Source organism: Bacillus sp. EB106-02-03-XG38 (genome assembly GCF_058792175.1).
On the sequence record NZ_JBYTED010000001.1, the window covers coordinates 1166531 to 1187331 of the forward strand.

Sequence of the window (20801 nt, forward strand, 5' to 3'; positions counted from 1 at the left end):
TGTTTTATGATTTCAAAACTCACGTTTGGCTCGAAAAAACGTACCGTTCATTATGTATTAAGACCTAGTTGTTATGCGATTATTTTCCATTCATCTTCTTCAAATGTTGCTGTTATCCAAAAAGGTGACCGTTACTTTTTACCTGGTGGCGGTATGGAAGGTAATGAAACTAAAGAAGAATGTGTGCACCGTGAACTACTAGAGGAATTAGGATGGGCAATTGAAATTGATCAGTATATCGGTAATGCCGCACGATATTTTTATGCTGAAAAGGAAGATACATATTACTTAAATGATGGGTTCTTTTATATTGCGAACTTGGTGCAGAAACAAACTGAAAACTGTGAGGAGGATCATGTTTTACGATGGATGTCTCCTTTACTTGCTGTCGAGCTTCTCCTTCACGATCATCAAAAATGGGCTGTTGAACAAGCGCTTTTATTACAAAGACAAAAAGGATCTCCTTCTATATGAAAGAGATCCTTTTTACTACTAACTTACTTTTTTCAAATTGAGAGCAGGCTTTTTGATTCCGCCTTTTTTTACAACATATAAACCGATAAATATAATCAGCCCGCCAACGAGTTGCATCATATTAATTTGCTCTCCAATTGTTACAGCTGCAAAGATAACTGCGAACAATGGTACGAGATACATATAAACCATTACTTTCGTTGAGCCTATTTGACTAATACCGACATACCACATTGCTAGTCCGAAGATGGTCGCAAAGATGATTGAATATGCAAGTGATCCCCAGCTTGGCGTATCTACTGGCCACGTTAAAGTATTTACGTTGAATAAGCAGTATATAACTAGCGGTACAATTCCAATTAAAGTAGACCATGATGTGACTCTCATTGCGGAGTATTTTGTAATAAGAGGTTGCGCTAATATTGGATACCATCCCCACGCAATTGCTGCGACTAATCCAATTACATTTCCGAGCCACGCATACTCATAAGTAGCTCCTCCTGTATGCCCTGTTAATAGAACGAATGCTGCACCAATAAACGCTACTATTGAACCAATTTGTACTTTCATCGAAAAACGTTCTTGTTTGTGTAATACTGCTAATATCCCTGTAAATATAGGTGACATCGCAATTAATAATGAGGCGTTCGTTGCTGAAGTATATTTCACAGATAGCATAAACATCGTTTGATACATTGCCGTACCAACGATACCGACTGCTACTAATCGTAACCAATCTTTTCTTTCAATACGTAATGAGCGTTCCATCATAAATGTAATAAGTAATAATACCGGTGATGCTACTAAAAATCGTAAACTATTAAATTGAATGGATGACATATATGCCACGCCATACTTTCCTATTGTATAATTTGCTCCCCATACTAATGCTACTGATACTAGGAGCCATTCCATTTGCCATCGTTTCATCCGAATCTCCCCTTCCATATTTAGCATAGTAAAATTGGCTGGATATAACACCGTCCAATTGGCTGTTTTTTTACCCAGCCAATTTGTTATACTGAATGTATATAAGAGATACGGAGGAGTTTGTATGGAATGGAAGCTAGATAACGACAGTAAAATCCCAATTTATCAACAAGTTGTTGACTTTATTGAAAAACGTATTACATACGGGGAACTTCCTCCAGGTAGCTTCCTCCCTTCAGAACGGAAATTAGCTACGCAGTTAAATGTAAACCGAAGTACAGTGACGACTGCTTATAATGAACTGCGTGCTACGGGAATTGTAGAAAGTACGACTGGTAAAGGGACACGTGTAAGTACACATATGTGGGGCGTTTCTCCAACATTAACGCCGAACTGGAGAAATTTCGTAGAAGGTGGTACGTTTTTACCAAACTTACCGTTACTTCGCCATATTCGGGCGGAAGTACAACAAAATGAAAACATCATTGATTTCGCAAATGGAGAGCTCGGTTGTAACCTCTATCCTCACGATCAACTACAAACAATTTTACGAGAACAACCATTAACGCATTCATTAAGTTACGATCATCCGCAAGGCTATCTCCCGCTAAGACAAGCGGTAGTAAAATATATGAAAGAATATTTAAAAGTTGAAGCGACTGAGCAATCCATTATGATTACATCTGGTGCACAGCAAGCACTTCACCTTATCGTTCAATGTTTATTAAATCCCGGTGATGCAGTTGCTTTCGAAAGTCCTTCACACTGTTATTCCTTACCGTTATTCCAATCAGCAGGTATTCGTATTTTCCCGTTACCTGTCGATGAACATGGTATTAATCCGGATGATGTACAAGAGTTGTATAGAAAACATCGGATTAAAATGATCTTTTTAAATCCAAATTTCCAAAATCCTACGGGAACAATGCTTCATCCAAACCGTAGAAAAAAACTGTTATCACTTTGCGCAGACTTACGAATTGCGATTGTTGAGGATGATCCATCTAGTTTACTTACACTAGAAAAGAAGCAACCTTGCCCTACTTTAAAATCAATAGATGAAAATGGGACAGTCATTTATGTACATTCCTTATCAAAAATGATTGCACCAGGTTTACGAGTTGGCTGGCTTGTCGCTCCGCAGTCTGTAGTAGAAAGGTTATCCGACGCAAGGCACCAAATGGAATTAGGTATGAGCATTTTCCCGCAGTGGCTTATGCAGCAATTTTTTGAAACTGTACCATTTCAGTCTCATATTGTACCGTTACGAAAACAACTAGCAGCCAAAAGAGACGTTATCGTTCGCGCCCTAAACGAGCAACTTCACGATAAAATCTCTTTTTCAAACCCAACCGGTGGTATATACATATGGGGAAAATTAAACGAACCGATAAACGAAAAACAACTTATTATGCAAAGTTTAAAACAAGAAATCGCGTTTATGCCGGGTAGTATTTTCGGTGCGAAAGATGGTTATATTCGTTTATCTTATGGAAAAGTGAATATTGATCAAATTGAGGAAGGTATTTCTCGTTTGCGAGAAGCTATTTTAGTTTGTGAAAAATGACTTTACATAAAGCTCTATCGTTTGACAAAAGAAAAATCTACCATTATTATCAACACGAACCTAGTTATAGGAGTGATACCAATGAAAATTTACGTTGATGCAGATGCTTGTCCTGTAAAAGATGTAATTATTTTTGAAGCTACGAATTCAGAAATCCCTGTAACCCTCGTTACTAGCTTTTCTCATTATTCTAATGCTCAGCAACCTAAAGGTGTGGAAACAATTTATGTTGATTCCGGAGCAGATGCTGCCGATTACCGAATTATGCAGTTAGCTCAAAAAGAAGATTTAATCGTAACACAAGATTACGGTCTTGCTTCGCTTGCATTAGCAAAAGGCTGTATCGTTCTACACCATAAAGGCTATAAGTATACGAATGATAACATTGAACAATTGTTACAAACACGGTATTTAAGTGCAATGGTTCGAAAAAGTGGTAAACGTACAAAGGGACCGAAACCATTTACAGCAGAAGATAAAGAGAAATTTAGAGTGCTCTTTAAAAGTATGATCGCACTTTAAAAATGAACCGTCTATTCGCAAGGAAAACTTCGCAAAAAAAGAAGAGAATATCGGAATGAACATTCTCTTCTTGAGGTTTACCCTTTTAAAATGAAGGTAAATTATCTAAGTTATTTTCTTTTATTCCATCCGGTTCACTTCGTATAATATCTCTACCATACTTATGAAATACGTCCACATGAGCTAACTTCCCTAATTTAGCTTCATTAAGAGCAGTCATATAATCTAACTCTCTCCCGCTACTTGTTTTAAACGCTATTAAATCTCCATCATCATTTTTACGAACAGCAACAATTTGTTCTGCTCCTGAATTAACTTCATGGTCTACTTCAAATTGAGCTTGCTCTTCTCCTTGATGTAAGTAATCATTATAAACTTTTTCAAAGTCTTTATTGTCCATAACATACACCTCCAACACATTTTATTAGTATGGTTGGGATGTGTTGGTTTTATGTAATTTTTTATTAACTTAACAAGACTTTACTTCTTAATTTAAGCTAAATTTAAGTGTTAATATTTTCCTGAAAACTTTATAATTTATTATATCGAGACGAAATATAAAAGGGAGAATGATTCAGGTGAATATAAATATTAATCGTTTAACTGATATTTGTTTAGAGTTTCAGCAATCTAGATTTTATGTTACTAGAATCCCTAAAGATTTCTTATCAATTGCCCAAAAACGTTTTTCTATACCAACGGAAGATCAAATTATTGCTTTTTTAAGATGTAATTTATTTGGATCAGGCAAGTATGGTGTTTACTTTACGAGTTCGGGTTTATACTGGAAAAATTGGTTATTAGGTAAAGGAAATTTGAAATGGGAACAATTAAATGAAGTACAGCAAATTGAAATTGATAAAGATGGTTTCTTATCTTTTGATGCACAAAAAAGTTTCAATATTAACGGGAGTGATTATCCCCCACTGTTATTTAAAGAATTACTTATAGTCCTTACGAATTCATTCCAAAATTCAAAACAACACGATATACATCCAGTTATAAAAATTAATGAAATAAAATCAATTTGCTCTTTATTTGAAACGCACAATGAATTATTAGAACCTGATAATGGATTATTTGTAGACACTCATATTTCAGACAAAAAGTTAAAAGCAATTGAGGCACGATTTATCGTTCCAAAAGAAGAACAAATCGTTGCTTTTTTAGATACATCTGTCCTTGGGAATATGGGGAAAGGATCTGATGGAATATTAATTTGTCAATCAGGTATTTATTTTAGAGAAACTTTTGTACACTTGTATTTCCCTTGGCATGTCTTTAAAAATATCCCTATTACTTTAACTTCCGATGAATTTGAAATTGGGAAAGGAAATATATTTCATCTTCTACATGCTAGAATGGCTAGTCAAGATATTTTATTGTTCATCAAGAATTTAAAACAGTATGTGAATAGCTTATATGAAGAATATCCAGAATTACATATTTAACACATTTGTTACTACATATAAGCTCGTGTATAGTTAAGTCTAAAATTTCGATTCAATTACAAAAACGATCATTTTTATAGGGAACCCACAGAAATGATCGTTTAAAAAATCTTATTCTTTATTCATATGCTCTTTTATGATGAAATCCGGTGAAGCAGCACACGCTCTAATTCGATAGCCTTTTTTAATATCTATGCCGTTTCTTCAAAATTTCCAATATAGCATCTGTGTGAAAAACGTACCCACTCTTCTTTAGTTAAAAATTTTTGGTTCTGTAACGACCTGATAGATGTTACTAGTAAAACTTACACTAGAAATTTAAATATCCTTTTGGGTATTTTCAAACGAAAACATAGTACCCTCACTATTTGATTGTAAAGTGTATTTTATGTCGAACATCTTTGATATATCTTCAATATTTTTCAAACCAAGTCCTGTACCTTTACTATATATATCAAACCCAATCCCATTATCCCTAAAGGAAACAATATTTTCATCTATATTAATTTTGAGTTTTTCAGCTTTTGAATGTTTAAGGACATTTTGAAAAATATTATCAAATAACCTTTGAATCCATAACTCATTACTATTCCATATCAACTCTTTATCTTGTGGATTATATACTAATTCAATTTTATGAATGCTATACAAATAGCTCCATTTTTTAATCATATTTTCTATTAAATCATGTATATTAACTTCATCATTCACAATATAAGTATTCTCTAAGGTCTCTGTAGATTGAACATTAAATTCGTTAGTTAAATCACTTATATATTGTATCTGCTCATACATTGATTCAAGTACTGGTGCTTGATCCTTGTACTCACCTTCTAAATAATATAATTGTAATCTGACCGCTGTTAAGGGTGTATTAATATCATGCCGTAATTTATTTAATAGTTCCTTTTTTATTTGTTCCTGTTGTTGTAGTTCTAATTCTCGATAAGTTGTTCTTTCTATAAGCAAGTTCACTGATTTAATCAGCTCTCCCATTTCATCATCGCTTTTAACATTTATTATATTAGGGATTTTTTTATCACTAGCTAAATCTCGAATCGTTTGATTTAATACATTAATTTTATTTAATACTGTGTTAATCGATTTTGAAAATACAAAAGCTAATATTAATAGTGATAATAAAAATATGATTAACATCGTAGGATATGCATAGGATTCGTGAAAAGGAATGTTCTGATTTTTAGTTTTAAAGACAACATTATAAATAACTGATACTAAGATACTAATTGATAACAATAACAGTGGTACGCTAATAATAGCGGAGAATAATAGTAACTGATATTTTTTCTTTAAGTTCATTTCTTCATATAGGTATTTAATCTATACCCTTCTCCATATATGTTCTGAATAATATCACCTGTTTTATCATCAATTTTGGTTCTGATTTTCTTTATATGTACGTTCATGATATTTTGATTTCTATCTTCGAGTTGCCATAGGTAATCATAGAAGTGTTCTTTAGATAAAACTCTATCTCTATTTTCATATAAATAGAAGAATATTTTACGTTCAATTGCTGTAAAAGCAACTTCATTACGCAAATCATTAATAAAAACTCTTTTATATTCTGCATCTATAAATAAATGGTTAATTTGCGTGAACATACCATATTGATTATCTAACATTTTCTGAATCCTTAACAACAACTCTCTAGGGTCAAAAGGTTTTATCATGTATTCTTCTCCAATGGTCAAACCTTTTAGTTTACTATCCATATCATTCCTTGCTGATAGAAATATAATTGGAATATTTAATCCTAGATTTTTTATTTTCTTTGTAATTTGATAACCATCTTCGCCTGGTAACATAACATCCATTACGACTAAATCTATTTCATGAATTATATCAAGAACTTTCCTTCCCTCTTTCTCCCAACACACATTATACTTCTCACGCTGTAAAATTTTTTGTAATAAATCTCCTATAATCAAATCGTCTTCAACAATTAATATGTTATATACTTTCATTATGTAAGCCTTTCATCGCTAAAGTTACAATTGTTTAGTTCTTCACTACTTTATTCTTAAGAAAATCCATGGCAATTTTGTATATTTCATCAGAAGCATATAAATAAATACTATGTGTACCTTCAATTATTTTTACATCAGCTATTAATAACTTGCTAGCAAACTCCTTATAATCTTCGTTTTTTTGCTTTGTATACTTCGAATCTTTATATTGCCTAGCAATCGCATCTATAAATAACATAGGTGTTTCTTTTGGGATCGATAAAGAATTGGATTTTTTACCGTTATTGTAGCTTTGTAAAAGTTCTTGCTTCATATCATCATTAAAAGCCCTCTTATACGTAAGCGCTTTATAAATATCTTTTTCCTGTTCATTTAAAAAGGATTGACGAATGACTTCGGGATTATAAGTAATAGAGGGAGTTAATCTCTGAAAACCAATTTTCGTTAAAATATTCATCCCTTTTATTTTTAATGAATCAACCATACCTATTTTATTAGTCACGTACTGTTTAGGTAAACCAATATCTAACGCAATAATCCCTTTTACTTCACTTGGATATTTTTGTGCCCAATAAATAGCCTCTATACCCGATAGAGAGTGTGGTACTAAAATGTAAGGTGGTTTATTTCCACTTCGTATAAGCGCTTCTCTCGTTTGTTCTAATATCGTATCAATATCTCTATCATCTTGAAAAACATCACTGTATCCATAACCGGCTCTCTCAATTACAGAAATCTTGTTTTCTTTCGAAAATTTACTATATAGGCCTTTCAATTCATAAACAGGAGCGGCAATTCCAGATCCGGCCATAAATACAAACGTATCCTCCCCGCTCCCCTCATTATAAACATTCACTTTTTTATTATCGAAATTAACAAGTTCGCCTTCATTCTTCATTAATTTCGATTCCATTTTTAATTGATAGTTATGATATATAAATACAATGCCTGTTCCAAAGAAAATCATACTAACACTCATTAAAAAAATTATTTTCACTGACTTTAATAATTTTTTCATTTGACACCCCTTTCAACCTATAATGAAAGGGTACAATATAAAAATAAATTTCTAATAAATTTTCAAAAATAATATCTATTCATTGTTTCTAAGAATGGACCATTTTTAATACCTACGCAAACCCTTCAAAGTCTCCAATATATCATCTGTAAAGGCTGTACTACCTTCTGTCTCTAAAACTCTAAAATAAAAACTTCTTAAGAAAGTTCTAATATTTTGTACTAAAATAGCATGCTGCGGATGTCGGATGTCTTCAACAGTCGCTATACTATGTAACCAATTGCTCCACTCTTCTTCAGTTAAAAGATTTTGGTTACGTAAAGACATAATCGGCTTTACTAATCTCTCATCTTCAAAGTGCACATACACGTAATCACTCAATCGAACCTTCTGGCGAACAGCAGCTAATATCGCATATGAAAACTCACGATTTTGTATTGTACGCGCTAACGCATCGAGTGCATCCGCTGCATGTGCAGTAGAATGTGCCCAGCCCTTGCCTTCTACGTAACCTCTTACATCTTCTTCTAAATATACATATTCCAACACTTGTTCTGCCACACTGTACAGTTGCTCTTCAGATAACAGTGGTTCTCTTTCATGAACAGATAAAATAAGTGGCGGAATTAATACCGAGAATGCACGTTTAAATACAGAGTCTGTTCCCTTTTCACCAATTTTATAAAATAAATAATCTGGACTAATTGCTTGTAACATTAACCCTCGTAATTCTTTTTGTCTAAATACATCAGTTGTAATCCATGTGTGAAGCGTACTATAAATTAAATCATCACGTAATTCAGCATCAGGTGATCCGATATAATCTAGCATCCACTGCGCATATGGATATGCATCTACGTCTTCTGGTACAGCATAATTATTATTTTTAATTTGTAATAGTTCTTCTTTTAATTCTAGTACTTCATTCATTATATTTCTTGTCCCCTTTTTGCTTTATTAACTTATTTTCGCCTTATTCCCCTTAATTTTTTTCATAAAATCAAGTCGATTTTTAAAATCGTTTTAGTACCTATCTTTCTATGAACTTGATTCAATTATATAAAATTTATCCTGATAAATAAAAGGAAATACGTTAGCACATCGCAGCCTCTCACTTTGTTTACATGCATTTCATGTAAGTTTAATTTATAAAATAAAGTATGTTTTTTCTTTTGTATTCAAACGTAGTTACAATTAAAATTAGATTATTTTAGAACTTGTTTAATAAATTCTGTTTTAGCTTTTGTGTATGCTTCTCTATCTTGGTTAAATCTTTTAGCTAAATCTTGTTTAAGGTTTGAATACTCATAAACTAATTGTGGATTTTCTCGTAAGCGGTTACGAAATAAAAGTTGTTGCTCCCATCGCTCAGTTCCTTTAACCATCAAATGCAGGTGCGCTACACGCCTATTATTCTTAACTTTCACAAAGAACCTTCTCCAAGGTCTTTCATCTAATTCTGGGCTTACATAATGCCAATTATATATGGCCAATTTTGCTGAAATATGTTGTACTCTATCAAATGAGTCTATTTCAGCTATTAAATCAATGATAGGTTTTGCTGGTAAACCAGGTATGGACGTACTTCCTATATGTATTACTTTACTTATACCGAGAGGAGCAAGCAGTTCATATAGTTGCTGCTCTTCACATCGGCCTTTATCTTGCCAATCAGGATTTGCATTAACTATCTCCACTGACTCATTCGCCCATACAGGCCAATCGTTCGGATTATCTTTTTTATCCACCCAAAACATCCCCTTTCACGATTTTTTCTATATAAATCGTATTAAATAAATACAACTACCAAATCATCAAAGTTACTATTCTAAAACACAACACCTACAATTTATTTACATAACATAATTACGAGTAACAATGCATGTCACTTGTTTGTCGGTAAGTCGATATCCTTTGTCGAATCGTTGATATATTTTAAGTTACGATAGATATATTTGAAAAATCGTTTATATATTATGTTTGGCTTACTTTCCCTTAAACCCTCGATACAATGCAGTTCGTAATTCTTGCTTATATTCTTCAATTTCTGGCATATCGAGTTCTTCTGCTAGTCTGATAGCTAATTCAATATCATACGGCACACGTACGAGTTGAATGGAAAAGCTTGTGGCTTCTTTTTCATTGTATGTTCCTTCAAATATTAAATAGGAAGCTTGTGTAATTTCAAGCGGGTTTCCAACACTACCAGCATTACATAACATTTTCCCTCTGAAATTTTGAACGAATGCTTGGTGAACGTCACCGTAGCAAACGACATCTGGTTTTCTTTCCCCTTCTATATTCTCTGTGAGCTCACTATTTTCGAACATACTAATACGCTCTTCTCTTGCAGCGTGTGGTTGAATTCTTTCATATAAACTTCTAGGTGAAGCGTGGAACATACGAATGAGTTTGCCGCTCATAAAAAATTCGATTGAAAATGGTAAGCTTCTTAAATAGTCATTTTGTTCTTCCGATAATTGTTTTTGATGCCATTTTAACGTTTCAAATTCAGTCGGCTTTGTAATGAAATCATCCCAGTTCCCCATTACAACTCCTTCACATTCTTTACGAATGATTTCAATTACTTCACTTGAATGAGGACCTTTTCCAACTAAATCTCCAAGACAAATAATGCGTTCAATTCCTCTTACTTTAATATCTTTCAGTACAGAATCTAATGCCGGAATATTACCGTGAATATCTGAAATTACTGCTATTTTATCCATATGAATCCCTCCATTACTTATAGTTTATTATATCCTCATGTTGTGATTGATACCATTTTGGAATATAGGATGAAAAATGATTATGATCTTCTAAAATTCCGTTCAATCTTTCCTTCATATCATTTACTAAATGGGGTGTGCTTCGGTTAGTCCATACGATATCCGCTGGGAAGGTCATTGCTGCATATAAGGAGTACAGTTTCCAAAAATGAAGCGACGGTTCGCCTCCGCAATAACCATGAACTTGTCCAACTGCAAATGTTTTGCTTATTCTTGTAGTAAAAATCGCTACGTTATAAAAATCGTGTATTGGATCGCCAAAATCATATCCACCAAAATCGATAACGATAAATTCCTTATTATGAATCATACTATTTGCTGGATGGAAATCATCGTGTAAAAAGGTGATTGGACGATTTTTCAATAATTGTTTATGTTCCTCTACAAAACTTAATACTGGTTTCAAATCAAGAAAGTCTATTTCATAGTTTGCTAACGCTTCTACGTATCTTTCGTATTTATTCCATCGAATCATTTCCCATTTATTACTTGCACTTTCTCTTTCAATTGAGTGGATCCTCTTTAATACTTCTCCTGCTTCTCTTCCTGCATAATACTGTTCTTCTATCGATAGTTTCTCTAAACCTTCTTCACCATTTACACCTTGGATCCATTCAAATACTTGAACACATTTATTTAATTCCTCAAGTTTTATGAAATGAATTAACTTTGGTGTTGGAATATGTAATAACTCTAATTGTTTCATATACGTATATTCTTCTTGTTTACGCTCAAAATGAACAGCATCACATACTTTTACAAAATATGTTACTCTGTTTTCTAACTCTATTTTATATTTCTCTTCATGTGAAAAACCTTTTGAAATAGCTGTACATTTTACAATACGAGGCCATTCTAGTTTTCTCTCTATCTCTCTAAGCATTTCTTCCACAACGTTCACCTCTATCAATATATGTACAAACTATCTAACACTTCATGCTCTCGTTTCTTTTCACCTTTAAACTCCACTGCAAATGGATATTCGCCATGATTTTTTATGTATTCTTGCACTAGACCTTCTCCAACCGGTTCACAAAACTGCACATGAATGTCACCAAACGCTACACTTTGACATTCCGCATTCCATTCTTCATTTTTCACGACCGGACTTGCATTTAGCTCCATAACTGCTTTCCATTTCCGTACTGTTTCTCGAACATTTTTTACTGCGTAATGAATCGTTTCAATTTGTTGTACGTTGTTTTTATGTTCAGTGATCGTCCCAATGTTACGTAAATCGTTTCTTCTTTCTTCATCCGTTTCGTTCCACTGTATAAAGAAAGGTAATTTCGGCCCATTCTCTTCTTGCTTTACAAATAACATTTTCCATTCTAAAAGGCGGCCATCTTTCCTCATACGTTTCCCTTCAAATGGCCCAATCGTATGTAAACCATGTTTACTAAACTTAACTGCTAGTTCTTCAATGGCATTTGTTCGAATTGCGATTTGTAGCATTCCTTCTCCGTCTTGTAACTTCACCACTGTTTCTTGTACTAATGGATTGTCTGCTTCTTTCGCTTTTTCTTCATGCTGAACTGCTAAAAATTCTATATAGGATAAATCAAAATAACATAAACTATTCCAAGTACCCCAAGTAGTATGCTCTCCGCCTATTGCAGTATGAAATCCATAAGCCTGCATTTGTTTTGCTGCTTCCTCTGGTGTACCATGTACTGCGTGTACGAGATGATCGAATCGTAACATGTCATTCTCCCCTTTCTCTCCATCCTTTTATTGTATATTTTATTTTTCTTTCATTCAATTCAAAAAACTTTAAAACCCAGTTGATTTATACGATTAATATGTATTATAATGAAACAAATTTAATTATTGCTGATTGGAAAAACCAAAGGCACTTTTCTCATACGGGAAGAGTGCCTTTTTCATTTATTATTACAGGGGGATTATTTATGCAGAAATTAATTGTCTTTGCTATTATTGGATTTTTCGCTCAATTGATTGATGGGGCACTTGGAATGGCGTATGGGGTAACATCTACCTCGCTTTTACTAATGTTTGGTATCGCACCGGCTGTAGCTTCCGCATCTGTTCATTTAGCTGAAGTCGTTACAACCGCCGCTTCTGGTGCATCTCATCTCAAATTTGGAAACGTTGATAAATATACCGTTTCCAGGCTTACATTGCCAGGAGCAATTGGCGCATTTGTTGGGGCATGTTTTTTGAGCAATTTACCTGGCGATGTAATTAAACCGTACATTTCCGTATTTTTATTTACTTTAGGGGTTTATATTTTATTACGATTCATCATTCAAAAACAAATTGTTACTTCAAATAAACGTATGTCTGCTAAACAGCTTGTTCCGCTTGGCTTATTCGCCGGATTCGTTGATTCAACTGGTGGTGGTGGCTGGGGTCCGATTACGACACCTGTGCTTTTGGCAAGAGGAAATGAAGCTAGGAAAGTTATCGGATCTGTAGATACGAGTGAGTTTCCTGTTTCACTCGCTGCAACAATCGGATTTTTCATTTCACTTGGATGGGAACAAGTAAGTTGGGTTTGGGTATTTTCTCTTATGCTTGGTGGTATCGTAGCAGCACCAATCGCTGCATGGTTAGTGCGCATCGTTCCTTCTCATTTACTTGGCGTATTAGTTGGTGGCCTGATAATCTTTACAAACATTCGTACACTGCTTGCTACATTTAAAGTGGATCCAACTATTATTTCACTTTCTTACGTGGCAGTTGGGCTTGTCGTTATTATTTCTATTTTCATTGCTGTTCGCAATCATTCCAAGCGTTCTAACACACCGACAGCCGGATATCCGAATGATCAAAAACAAATGCTACCATAACGATAAAAATACCGCCCGATATACTTCGAGCGGTATTTTTTATTTTTCTATTTTCCAATTGACCATTGTTTCTGTAGTGCCTACTCTTTTCATATGTAATTTCTCTAATACACGAATCGAGCTAATATTTTCAAGAAGTGTCTCCGCAATAATCGTTTCTACCTCTCCTGTTTGAAAAGCCCAATTTATTAATTCTCTTACAGCTTCTGTCGCATATCCTTTATTCCAATATTTCTCAATAAATCCGTAACCAATTTCTACTGTGTGTTCCTCATTTGGTTTTCCTTTAAATCCTATATCACCTAGAACGATGTCATCTTCTTTGCGAATGACATACCACGCCCCCCAAGGTAATAAAGCCTTATTTTGTTTTACATTTTCTACATGCCCTACAATATGTGGACCACTATTATATCCTTGCTCGTTAGCAACGCGAATACCCTCTTCTGTACACGGCACTATATAAAGCCTTTCTGTTTCTAATTTCATGTTAATTTCCCCTTTTTTATTCAACGTTTCTCTTATTATATCAAAAAATATGACCTTATTATAAATGTCGAATTATATTTTCTGAATTTTCTTTTAATTTTTGAAGGGTTTTTCAATATTTTTTGCGAAACATTTGTATAACAATTTTTTCTTTGCTTATTGTTACATAATAGTAGGTTCGGGTGGAGTTTTGCAAGCGTTTCCTATACAATAACCGATATTTTTTGACTTTTCCTAACAAAATATCTTGCAATATATTCAGAAAGTCATTACAATTGCCATATATTAAAAATCTTAGCAATATATCAAATCCTCATCAATCCGATGAGGTAGAGGTTGCGACTTTTAAGAGTAAAACGGACAAGACACAGAGAATGTCATCGACTCCGTTTGAAAGGAAAAGTTGCCGAAGTTTATATTTCTTCTCTGGAAATATGAGCTGGGGCTGTCTCCGAAAGGAACAGAACTGTCACGTTTACAAAATTACCGTGTAAACGTGGGGTGCTATCTTAACGGAAGGGTATGATGGGGTGGTTATTTGTGAAACGTTCCGCCAAATTCCTTTGGCGGTTTTTTGTATTTTTCTCCCCCGTTCCTTCCTATCTTACAAGAAAAGGAGTGTTGAACATGAATAGCGCAACGAATCAAACTACCTCTGAAACGCAAACTACAAAAGGAAAAGGTGAATTAAAACGTAGTTTAAAATCAAGACACCTTACGATGATTTCACTCGGTGGTACAATTGGTACCGGACTATTTCTTGCCAGCGGTGGTGTCATCCATTCAGCTGGACCTGGTGGTGCATTAGTTGCATACGCCGCAATTGGAATTATGGTTTACTTTTTAATGACAAGCTTAGCTGAACTCGCAGCTTACATGCCTGTTACCGGATCTTTTAGCACATACGCAACAAAATTTGTTGATCCATCCCTTGGCTTTGCACTTGGCTGGAACTATTGGTATAACTGGGCCATTACAATTGCTGCAGAACTCGCAGCTGTAACATTAATTATGAAATTTTGGTTCCCAGATACCCCTTCTCTTATTTGGAGCGGATTATGTTTAGCTATTATTTTCCTTTTAAACTATTTATCTGTTAAAGGGTTTGGTGAATCTGAATATTGGTTCGCACTTATTAAAGTAGTTACTATTATTATCTTTTTAATTGTCGGCTTTATGATGATTTTTGGAATTATGGGTGGCGAAACTGTTGGCTTCAAAAACTTCACTGTTGCAGATGCACCATTTAACGGCGGCATCATGGCAATTATCGGTGTATTTATGGCAGCTGGTTTCTCCTTCCAAGGTACTGAATTATTAGGAGTAGCTGCTGGTGAAACGTCTGATCCAGAACGTAATATTCCGAAAGCAATTCGTTCTATCTTTTGGCGTATTCTTTTATTCTATATCCTTGCGATTCTCGTTATCGGTTTATTAATTCCTTATACGACTGAAAGCCTTGCTGCAAGCGATGTAACAGTAAGTCCATTTACACTTATTTTTGAAAAAGCGGGCGTTGCTTTTGCTGCTTCTGTTATGAACGCTGTTATTTTAACGGCAGTACTATCTGCTGGTAACTCTGGTATGTATGCATCAACTCGTATGCTTTGGGATTTAGCTCGCCAAGGAAAAGCACCAAAATTCTTAGGCAAATTAGATAGCCGCGGTGTACCTGTTAACGCATTAATCGTAACATCGATTGTCGGTAGTATCGCTTTCATTGCTTCTTTATTCGGCGACGGTGTTGTATACATTTGGTTATTAAACGCATCTGGAATGTCTGGCTTTATCGCATGGGTCGGAATCGCAATTAGTCATTACCGTTTCCGTAAAGCATATATCGCACAAGGAAAAGATTTAAAAGACTTACCATATAGAGCAAAATGGTTCCCATTCGGTCCAATCTTCGCATTTGCACTTTGTGTCATCGTTATTTTAGGACAAAACTACGGCGCATTTATGGGAGAATCTATCGATTGGAACGGTGTACTCGTTTCTTACATCGGTTTACCACTCTTCTTAGTACTATGGTTAGGTTATAAATTCACGAAGAAAACGAAAGTGATTCCACTTGATAAATGTGAACTAAAATAAAGTGAAACGAGCAAACAAATTTGTTTGCTCGTTTTTTATTCCGATGCTTCTCCCTTCCCTATTGCTCCTGTTTTTGCAATAATAAAGGAAATATAAATAAAGGTTGGGATACGATGAACATTCGCATTACTGATGAAGCAAAAGCAGCTATACATAGATTAGAACGTGAAGACAAAAAGATCATTCGCGTTAGAGGGACAATGACAAACTCTTGTAGTATTTTCGTTGATGTAGATTTAATTTGGGATACATATAATGCAGATGACGTTGTATATGAAGATGCTGGTTTTATCGTACAAATGGATTCATTTACGAAAGACTACACTGGCGATACGGTGAAACTTGATTATAAGACGACTGGTTTTAGTATTACGACTCCGAGCGAGACTTTGGTTTATGGATTGTCGATTAAAAAATAAAAATTGTTTTAGCTGATCATTGAGGTGAAAACATGGGTAAATATGTTCCGTTAAAATTTTTATTTAACGAGGAATTAGCAGAAAAAATGGCTGATTCTATATATAAACACGATCCTACTTTCTCTAAAAGAAACTTCGTATCTTCCGTAACATGTAAAGTTGAAAATTTAGAGTTAAAACAGCGTATTGAAGTAATTGCAGATGAATTACATACTGCATTACAAAAAGATTTTAATGAAGCAATACATATTTTGCTGAAAACATTAGGACCAGAAAACACAACAGAAATAGGTACATTTACAAACGGATATATGTATATGCCTATTGCAAAATACGTTGAAAAATATGGGCTTAACGATTTTGAATCCTCATGTAACGCCATGTATGAAATAACAAAAAGGAATACTGCTGAATATGCCATTCGGCCTTTTCTTGAAACATACCATGAAGACACATTACACATATTACATCAGTGGATTCATGACGAAAATAGCCACATTAGGAGATTAGTTTCCGAAGGCACAAGGCCAAGACTTCCTTGGGCTAAAAAAATGGGAGCTCTAAAAGGTGACTTTAAGAACAATTTACAGCTTCTTGAACCATTAATGAATGATTCTTCTAAATATGTCCAAAAATCAGTAGCCAATCATATGAACGATATTACGAAAGAAGATAAAGAACTCGTTTTTCAATGGTTGCAGCATTTGCGTGATAAACAGCACCCTGTTAACCCTTGGATTATAAAACATGGGTTAAGAACAGTGATAAAAAGTGGTACTTTGCCAAGGGATTTTTCTTTTTAAGTATTTTAAACGAAACCGCTTATGCTTCAAGAATGAAGTATAAGTGGTTTTCTTTTTCAAACATTACTCTTGCCTTAAAATATTTTGAAACATTTCCGGCTTTTTTCGTTCAAAGCTTTCTATAAGTTCTTTTCCAAATATCTTTATACTCTCCTCCCAAGGGTGGCCTAAATAGCCCCACTTAAAGTCTTTCTGAATAAAGAAGTAGTAATCTCCATTCGGAAATACGGGGATCATCCACTCATCAAATTCATTTCTTTCAAACTCTACATGTGGATTCGTCCAATAACACTCATGTTGCCAATCCAGTGCCATAATATATTCATTCGATGACGTATTTTCTTTAAAAGCTTGTAACGCCTTATCTTCCAGATCGCTATATACATTTAAATCTATCGACTCTCCAAAATAATGAGAAATATCATATGTAACAAAAGGACTTGGCACCTTAAATGATGGGAACATAGAAACACTTGGTGAAAACTTAAGTTCACTATATATCTTGTCCCAAATTTGTTCATCCTCTTTGTCCGTAAACTCTATCCAGTTTTTCATTACGCAACTACCTTCCCTAATAACTTCAAAGGAATTCCACTCAACTATCCCGAATATATAAATAAACATTCTCACAAGGAGCGAATGTTTATGAATCTATTTGAACACGAAACGTAAAACCATTCCCCTTTACCTTTAATAAGAGGTCCTCCCTTTTTCTTTTCTCATCATATCATGTACTTACAAAATAGGAGGATACAATTATGAAACGTGATCTATTATTTTCATCACTATTAGAAAGTGCTAATACAAATTTTAGCGGTTGGGATTTCTCTTTCATTTCAGAAACGGGTCGAATGAAGAGCGAGCCTTTATCTTGGTCGTACGGCAGCACTGCTTTTCAGCTTATACAGTGTGCACAGTCAATGCTCGATATGGGTACTGGCGGCGGAGAGTTTTTATCAATGTTGCAACCGTTCCCGTCAACTATTTATGCTACTGAGGGCTACCCTCCAAACGTGCCAATTGCTCGAAAGAAATTAAAACCTTTAGCGGTTACAGTTATAGAGGTAACGGATGATACTGCTTTACCATTTCAAGATGGTCAGTTTGATTTAATCATAAATCAACATGAATCATATGCTGCCTCTGAGGTAAACAGAATGCTTTCTCCAAATGGGATTTTCCTTACACAACAAGTTGGTGGCCTCGATTGTGCGGAACTTAGTGAGCAGTTTAACTCACCTCTAAATAACGAATTTGCAAGTTGGTCGCTTGAAGCGGCATGTTGTAAGTTAAGGGAAAATGGATTTACTATTTTAGAAGAAAAAGAAGAGTTCCCTTTTCAACGCTTTTACGACATTGGTGCGATCGTCTATTATTTAAAAGCGATTCCGTGGCAAGTTCCTAATTTTACTGTTGAAAGGTATTATGAGGAATTATATCGTATACATGAGATCATCTTGCAAAAAGGATATTTTGATGTGAAGCAACATCGTTTTCTGATTAAAGCAATTCGCAGTTAATCATGGAGCATATAAAAATGAAAAAGAGATGGATCTACCATCTCTTTTTTACATTTAGTAAATATTTGTTATATTTAAATACTTCGTTTCACAGTAATAGCCTTTGCCGCCAACATAAACTTTTTCTACTTTATTGTTGCTATCGGTTGCTAATTTAACTAATATTTCGGAAGGCGATTGTAAAGAATAACCTTGTTCAAATACATAGACTTCTTTTTGTAAGTTGTGCTGTTCATAAAGATAGCAAGCTAATGCACCGTTTGAAGTTCCAGTCGCTGCTTCTTCATTGATGTCATATAGTGGTGCAAAGTTTCTGCATATTATTCGATTATCATTAATAGTATATAGATGCATCCCGACAACATTATAATACTTGCTGATTTCTTTAATTTTTTCAAAATTAGGTTGCATTGTATGTAATTGTGCTTCGCTTTTTATAGGAATTAAAATATCTTTTAAGCCCGTGGAGACAATTTGAATTGGGTATGTATTGTCTATAGCTTTAATGTCAAAGCAGTCGATAAACTCATTTGGAGATATAACATCATAGAATATTGGTTCATTTTGTTCCATGGATATTATGTCATCTTTTATGGTAATAGTAAGAACACCACTGTTCGTTTCAATCGTATAGCGATTCCTGAAAAGTTTATTTAAATGCACCAGTATCGCGAAAGAGCCAATTGTCGCATGACCACATAAATCAACTTCTTCTTTTGGTGTGAAATACTCAAATTTATAATCGGCAATTTCAGATTCTGATATAAATGCGGTTTCCGCATAGCCCAGTTCTTTGGCTATTGCCATTTTTTGAGTAGTGGTCAATGTATTCTCCATAAATACCACTCCTGCTTTATTTCCGCCTTTATGATCCTTGCTAAATGCACTTGCAACATAAACAGATATTTTCATAAGACACCTTCCTTCCTCACTTATAGTAAATTGTAGCATAGATAGTACTACTCATACACATATATGTAACCACCATCTTTCATTACGTTTAAATAGGAAACAAGATAATCTGCTTTTTGAATGTCTTGCAGTTTTTTATCACTTTTCGAACAAGCTACAAAAAGGAACATCGTACATATGGCAATGTATCCTAATAAAATATATTTATCACCTCGCATGTATAATGAAAGCAATCAACATAAAAACGCTGATTGCCCTATAAAAATATGATCTACTAGAGTATAAGAGTGATTATTTTCATACTTTTTCTATTGAGAAACAAGTTGTTTTTCATACCGCTTGTTCGCATCATCTTCCGTCAAACATGCAGTTGTATATTTAATAATATTCCGGTTATCATATGTGAATATATGCTCCAGCTTAGTTTCTTCTTTTAATATGATCGGTAAGTATTTTTGTAAATTGCTAACTACACCTCTATTATCATGATTCAATATCCAATCAATTTCTTTCCATTGTAATAAACCTTCCGCCGTACTTAATGGGGTGTCTTTATTCACTCCGTCTGGTAAATCAGCTAGGAATACATACATTCCCTCACTATGCCAAGACTCGTCTTTATCTTTAAAAATAACATTCCCCTTATACGTTACACTTGGAAGCTCTATTCCCGTTTCCTCTAGTGTTTCTCTAATGATTCCATCGTATGGTGTTTCATCCTTTTCTATTTTTCCTCCGACACCATTCCACATTCCCATGTTTGGTTTTTTATTTCTATTCAATAAGAGTATTTCACTCCCTCTTCTAATGAAGCAAATTGTGTACTTATACATACGTTCCTTTTCCCCTCATCTACATATTTAAACTGCATTTTGATTAAAACTTGCTGAATTAAGTTTTTTATTATACAAACAATTGGTTTTTAATGAGGTTTTTTGCTCATTTTTATTAAAAAACATTCTCCTTATAATGATATTTCACATATTATATTGTACAACTTTCGTTTCAG

General features: G+C 34.2%; 23 protein-coding genes and 1 riboswitch. Of the genes, 9 read left to right on the forward strand and 14 right to left on the reverse strand.

Annotation, left to right across the window (positions count from 1 at the left end; all coding sequences use genetic code 11):
* Window positions 1-6 precede the first annotated feature (6 nt).
* Window positions 7-474 (forward strand): NUDIX hydrolase, encoded by a 468-nt coding sequence (locus AC3WTI_RS06015; RefSeq protein WP_097841246.1) that lies wholly within the window; start codon window positions 7-9, stop codon window positions 472-474.
* A gap of 18 nt (window positions 475-492) precedes the next feature.
* Here AC3WTI_RS06015 and AC3WTI_RS06020 read toward each other — a convergent pair whose 3' ends face one another.
* Complete coding sequence (locus tag AC3WTI_RS06020; protein ID WP_097841245.1) at window positions 493-1404, reverse strand: DMT family transporter; 912 nt, start codon at window positions 1402-1404, stop codon at window positions 493-495.
* A 124-nt stretch (window positions 1405-1528) separates the two neighbouring features.
* Here AC3WTI_RS06020 and pdxR point away from each other — a divergent pair, with 124 nt between their 5' ends.
* Entirely contained in the window at window positions 1529-2971 is a 1443-nt protein-coding gene (gene pdxR, locus AC3WTI_RS06025) for a MocR-like pyridoxine biosynthesis transcription factor PdxR (protein WP_097841244.1), read from the forward strand.
* Window positions 2972-3052: 81 nt separating this feature from the next.
* Window positions 3053-3493 (forward strand): YaiI/YqxD family protein, encoded by a 441-nt coding sequence (locus tag AC3WTI_RS06030; protein WP_087955784.1) that lies wholly within the window; start codon window positions 3053-3055, stop codon window positions 3491-3493.
* Between the two features lie 85 nt (window positions 3494-3578).
* Here AC3WTI_RS06030 and AC3WTI_RS06035 read toward each other — a convergent pair whose 3' ends face one another.
* Window positions 3579-3893, reverse strand: coding sequence for a DUF3892 domain-containing protein (locus AC3WTI_RS06035; RefSeq protein WP_087955782.1), 315 nt, complete (start codon window positions 3891-3893; stop codon window positions 3579-3581).
* A 178-nt stretch (window positions 3894-4071) separates the two neighbouring features.
* On the opposite strand from AC3WTI_RS06035, the gene AC3WTI_RS06040 reads away from it, so the two are divergent.
* Complete coding sequence (locus AC3WTI_RS06040) at window positions 4072-4944, forward strand: hypothetical protein (protein ID WP_097841243.1); 873 nt, start codon at window positions 4072-4074, stop codon at window positions 4942-4944.
* Between the two features lie 318 nt (window positions 4945-5262).
* Here the strand turns inward: AC3WTI_RS06040 and AC3WTI_RS06045 are convergent, their stop codons facing one another.
* From AC3WTI_RS06045 to AC3WTI_RS06080, 8 genes are all read right to left on the reverse strand, one after another.
* On the reverse strand, window positions 5263-6264 hold the full coding sequence (locus tag AC3WTI_RS06045; RefSeq protein ID WP_097841242.1) for a sensor histidine kinase: 1002 nt from the start codon (window positions 6262-6264) through the stop codon (window positions 5263-5265).
* Window positions 6261-6932, reverse strand: a complete 672-nt coding sequence (locus AC3WTI_RS06050) for a response regulator transcription factor (RefSeq protein ID WP_087955777.1) — start codon at window positions 6930-6932, stop codon at window positions 6261-6263. Before AC3WTI_RS06050 ends, AC3WTI_RS06045 begins: the two co-directional genes overlap by 4 nt.
* A gap of 34 nt (window positions 6933-6966) precedes the next feature.
* Entirely contained in the window at window positions 6967-7953 is a 987-nt protein-coding gene (locus tag AC3WTI_RS06055) for an alpha/beta fold hydrolase (RefSeq protein WP_087955774.1), read from the reverse strand.
* 105 nt (window positions 7954-8058) lie between these two features.
* Window positions 8059-8883, reverse strand: a complete 825-nt coding sequence (locus AC3WTI_RS06060; protein ID WP_071725867.1) for a DUF2785 domain-containing protein — start codon at window positions 8881-8883, stop codon at window positions 8059-8061.
* Window positions 8884-9158: 275 nt separating this feature from the next.
* The gene (locus AC3WTI_RS06065; protein WP_087955773.1) at window positions 9159-9701 is read right to left on the reverse strand and encodes a GrpB family protein; all 543 of its coding nucleotides are present in this window, start codon (window positions 9699-9701) and stop codon (window positions 9159-9161) included.
* A 237-nt stretch (window positions 9702-9938) separates the two neighbouring features.
* Window positions 9939-10682 (reverse strand): metallophosphoesterase family protein, encoded by a 744-nt coding sequence (locus AC3WTI_RS06070; protein ID WP_492304345.1) that lies wholly within the window; start codon window positions 10680-10682, stop codon window positions 9939-9941.
* A 13-nt stretch (window positions 10683-10695) separates the two neighbouring features.
* Entirely contained in the window at window positions 10696-11634 is a 939-nt protein-coding gene (locus AC3WTI_RS06075; protein WP_087955769.1) for an aminoglycoside phosphotransferase family protein, read from the reverse strand.
* Window positions 11635-11648: 14 nt separating this feature from the next.
* Window positions 11649-12446, reverse strand: coding sequence for a VOC family protein (locus tag AC3WTI_RS06080; protein ID WP_087955767.1), 798 nt, complete (start codon window positions 12444-12446; stop codon window positions 11649-11651).
* Between the two features lie 98 nt (window positions 12447-12544).
* Between AC3WTI_RS06080 and AC3WTI_RS06085 the strand changes: the two genes are divergently transcribed.
* Window positions 12545-13555 (forward strand): sulfite exporter TauE/SafE family protein, encoded by a 1011-nt coding sequence (locus AC3WTI_RS06085; RefSeq protein WP_142286484.1) that lies wholly within the window; start codon window positions 12545-12547, stop codon window positions 13553-13555.
* 39 nt (window positions 13556-13594) lie between these two features.
* Here the strand turns inward: AC3WTI_RS06085 and AC3WTI_RS06090 are convergent, their stop codons facing one another.
* Entirely contained in the window at window positions 13595-14044 is a 450-nt protein-coding gene (locus AC3WTI_RS06090) for a GNAT family N-acetyltransferase (protein ID WP_087955764.1), read from the reverse strand.
* Window positions 14045-14366: 322 nt separating this feature from the next.
* A riboswitch (Lysine riboswitch) is annotated at window positions 14367-14559 on the forward strand.
* Window positions 14560-14671: 112 nt separating this feature from the next.
* On the opposite strand from AC3WTI_RS06090, the gene AC3WTI_RS06095 reads away from it, so the two are divergent.
* The 3 genes from AC3WTI_RS06095 (at window position 14672) to AC3WTI_RS06105 (ending at window position 17360) form a co-directional block, all read left to right on the forward strand.
* Window positions 14672-16138, forward strand: a complete 1467-nt coding sequence (locus AC3WTI_RS06095) for an amino acid permease (protein ID WP_087955762.1) — start codon at window positions 14672-14674, stop codon at window positions 16136-16138.
* A gap of 113 nt (window positions 16139-16251) precedes the next feature.
* Window positions 16252-16557, forward strand: a complete 306-nt coding sequence (locus AC3WTI_RS06100) for an iron-sulfur cluster biosynthesis family protein (RefSeq protein ID WP_142286485.1) — start codon at window positions 16252-16254, stop codon at window positions 16555-16557.
* Window positions 16558-16589: 32 nt separating this feature from the next.
* On the forward strand, window positions 16590-17360 hold the full coding sequence (locus AC3WTI_RS06105; protein WP_097841240.1) for a DNA alkylation repair protein: 771 nt from the start codon (window positions 16590-16592) through the stop codon (window positions 17358-17360).
* Window positions 17361-17423: 63 nt separating this feature from the next.
* On the opposite strand, the gene AC3WTI_RS06110 is transcribed toward AC3WTI_RS06105, so the two are convergent.
* Complete coding sequence (locus AC3WTI_RS06110) at window positions 17424-17915, reverse strand: DUF2716 domain-containing protein (protein WP_087955757.1); 492 nt, start codon at window positions 17913-17915, stop codon at window positions 17424-17426.
* Window positions 17916-18118: 203 nt separating this feature from the next.
* Here AC3WTI_RS06110 and AC3WTI_RS06115 point away from each other — a divergent pair, with 203 nt between their 5' ends.
* The gene (locus tag AC3WTI_RS06115) at window positions 18119-18880 is read left to right on the forward strand and encodes a class I SAM-dependent methyltransferase (protein WP_097841239.1); all 762 of its coding nucleotides are present in this window, start codon (window positions 18119-18121) and stop codon (window positions 18878-18880) included.
* A 54-nt stretch (window positions 18881-18934) separates the two neighbouring features.
* On the opposite strand, the gene AC3WTI_RS06120 is transcribed toward AC3WTI_RS06115, so the two are convergent.
* Both AC3WTI_RS06120 and AC3WTI_RS06125 read right to left on the reverse strand, forming a co-directional pair.
* On the reverse strand, window positions 18935-19792 hold the full coding sequence (locus tag AC3WTI_RS06120) for a PhzF family phenazine biosynthesis protein (protein ID WP_087955753.1): 858 nt from the start codon (window positions 19790-19792) through the stop codon (window positions 18935-18937).
* 308 nt (window positions 19793-20100) lie between these two features.
* The gene (locus tag AC3WTI_RS06125) at window positions 20101-20625 is read right to left on the reverse strand and encodes an NUDIX hydrolase (protein WP_097841238.1); all 525 of its coding nucleotides are present in this window, start codon (window positions 20623-20625) and stop codon (window positions 20101-20103) included.
* Window positions 20626-20801: the final 176 nt, after the last annotated feature.

Bases quoted from the DNA above. Each gene is read 5' to 3' on its own strand.
- AC3WTI_RS06060 (WP_071725867.1), bottom strand. From the start codon at position 8,883: ATGAATGAAGTACTAGAATTAAAAGAAGAACTATTACAAATTAAAAAT.
- AC3WTI_RS06055 (WP_087955774.1), bottom strand. From the start codon at position 7,953: ATGAAAAAATTATTAAAGTCAGTGAAAATAATTTTTTTAATGAGTGTT.
- AC3WTI_RS06105 (WP_097841240.1), top strand. From the start codon at position 16,590: ATGGGTAAATATGTTCCGTTAAAATTTTTATTTAACGAGGAATTAGCA.
- AC3WTI_RS06095 (WP_087955762.1), top strand. From the start codon at position 14,672: ATGAATAGCGCAACGAATCAAACTACCTCTGAAACGCAAACTACAAAA.
- AC3WTI_RS06020 (WP_097841245.1), bottom strand. From the start codon at position 1,404: ATGAAACGATGGCAAATGGAATGGCTCCTAGTATCAGTAGCATTAGTA.
- pdxR (WP_097841244.1), top strand. From the start codon at position 1,529: ATGGAATGGAAGCTAGATAACGACAGTAAAATCCCAATTTATCAACAA.
- AC3WTI_RS06015 (WP_097841246.1), top strand. From the start codon at position 7: ATGATTTCAAAACTCACGTTTGGCTCGAAAAAACGTACCGTTCATTAT.
- AC3WTI_RS06115 (WP_097841239.1), top strand. From the start codon at position 18,119: ATGAAACGTGATCTATTATTTTCATCACTATTAGAAAGTGCTAATACA.
- AC3WTI_RS06030 (WP_087955784.1), top strand. From the start codon at position 3,053: ATGAAAATTTACGTTGATGCAGATGCTTGTCCTGTAAAAGATGTAATT.
- AC3WTI_RS06110 (WP_087955757.1), bottom strand. From the start codon at position 17,915: ATGAAAAACTGGATAGAGTTTACGGACAAAGAGGATGAACAAATTTGG.
- AC3WTI_RS06085 (WP_142286484.1), top strand. From the start codon at position 12,545: ATGTATTATAATGAAACAAATTTAATTATTGCTGATTGGAAAAACCAA.
- AC3WTI_RS06045 (WP_097841242.1), bottom strand. From the start codon at position 6,264: ATGAACTTAAAGAAAAAATATCAGTTACTATTATTCTCCGCTATTATT.
- AC3WTI_RS06050 (WP_087955777.1), bottom strand. From the start codon at position 6,932: ATGAAAGTATATAACATATTAATTGTTGAAGACGATTTGATTATAGGA.
- AC3WTI_RS06080 (WP_087955767.1), bottom strand. From the start codon at position 12,446: ATGTTACGATTCGATCATCTCGTACACGCAGTACATGGTACACCAGAG.
- AC3WTI_RS06090 (WP_087955764.1), bottom strand. From the start codon at position 14,044: ATGAAATTAGAAACAGAAAGGCTTTATATAGTGCCGTGTACAGAAGAG.
- AC3WTI_RS06120 (WP_087955753.1), bottom strand. From the start codon at position 19,792: ATGAAAATATCTGTTTATGTTGCAAGTGCATTTAGCAAGGATCATAAA.
- AC3WTI_RS06035 (WP_087955782.1), bottom strand. From the start codon at position 3,893: ATGGACAATAAAGACTTTGAAAAAGTTTATAATGATTACTTACATCAA.
- AC3WTI_RS06125 (WP_097841238.1), bottom strand. From the start codon at position 20,625: ATGTATAAGTACACAATTTGCTTCATTAGAAGAGGGAGTGAAATACTC.
- AC3WTI_RS06070 (WP_492304345.1), bottom strand. From the start codon at position 10,682: ATGGATAAAATAGCAGTAATTTCAGATATTCACGGTAATATTCCGGCA.
- AC3WTI_RS06100 (WP_142286485.1), top strand. From the start codon at position 16,252: ATGAACATTCGCATTACTGATGAAGCAAAAGCAGCTATACATAGATTA.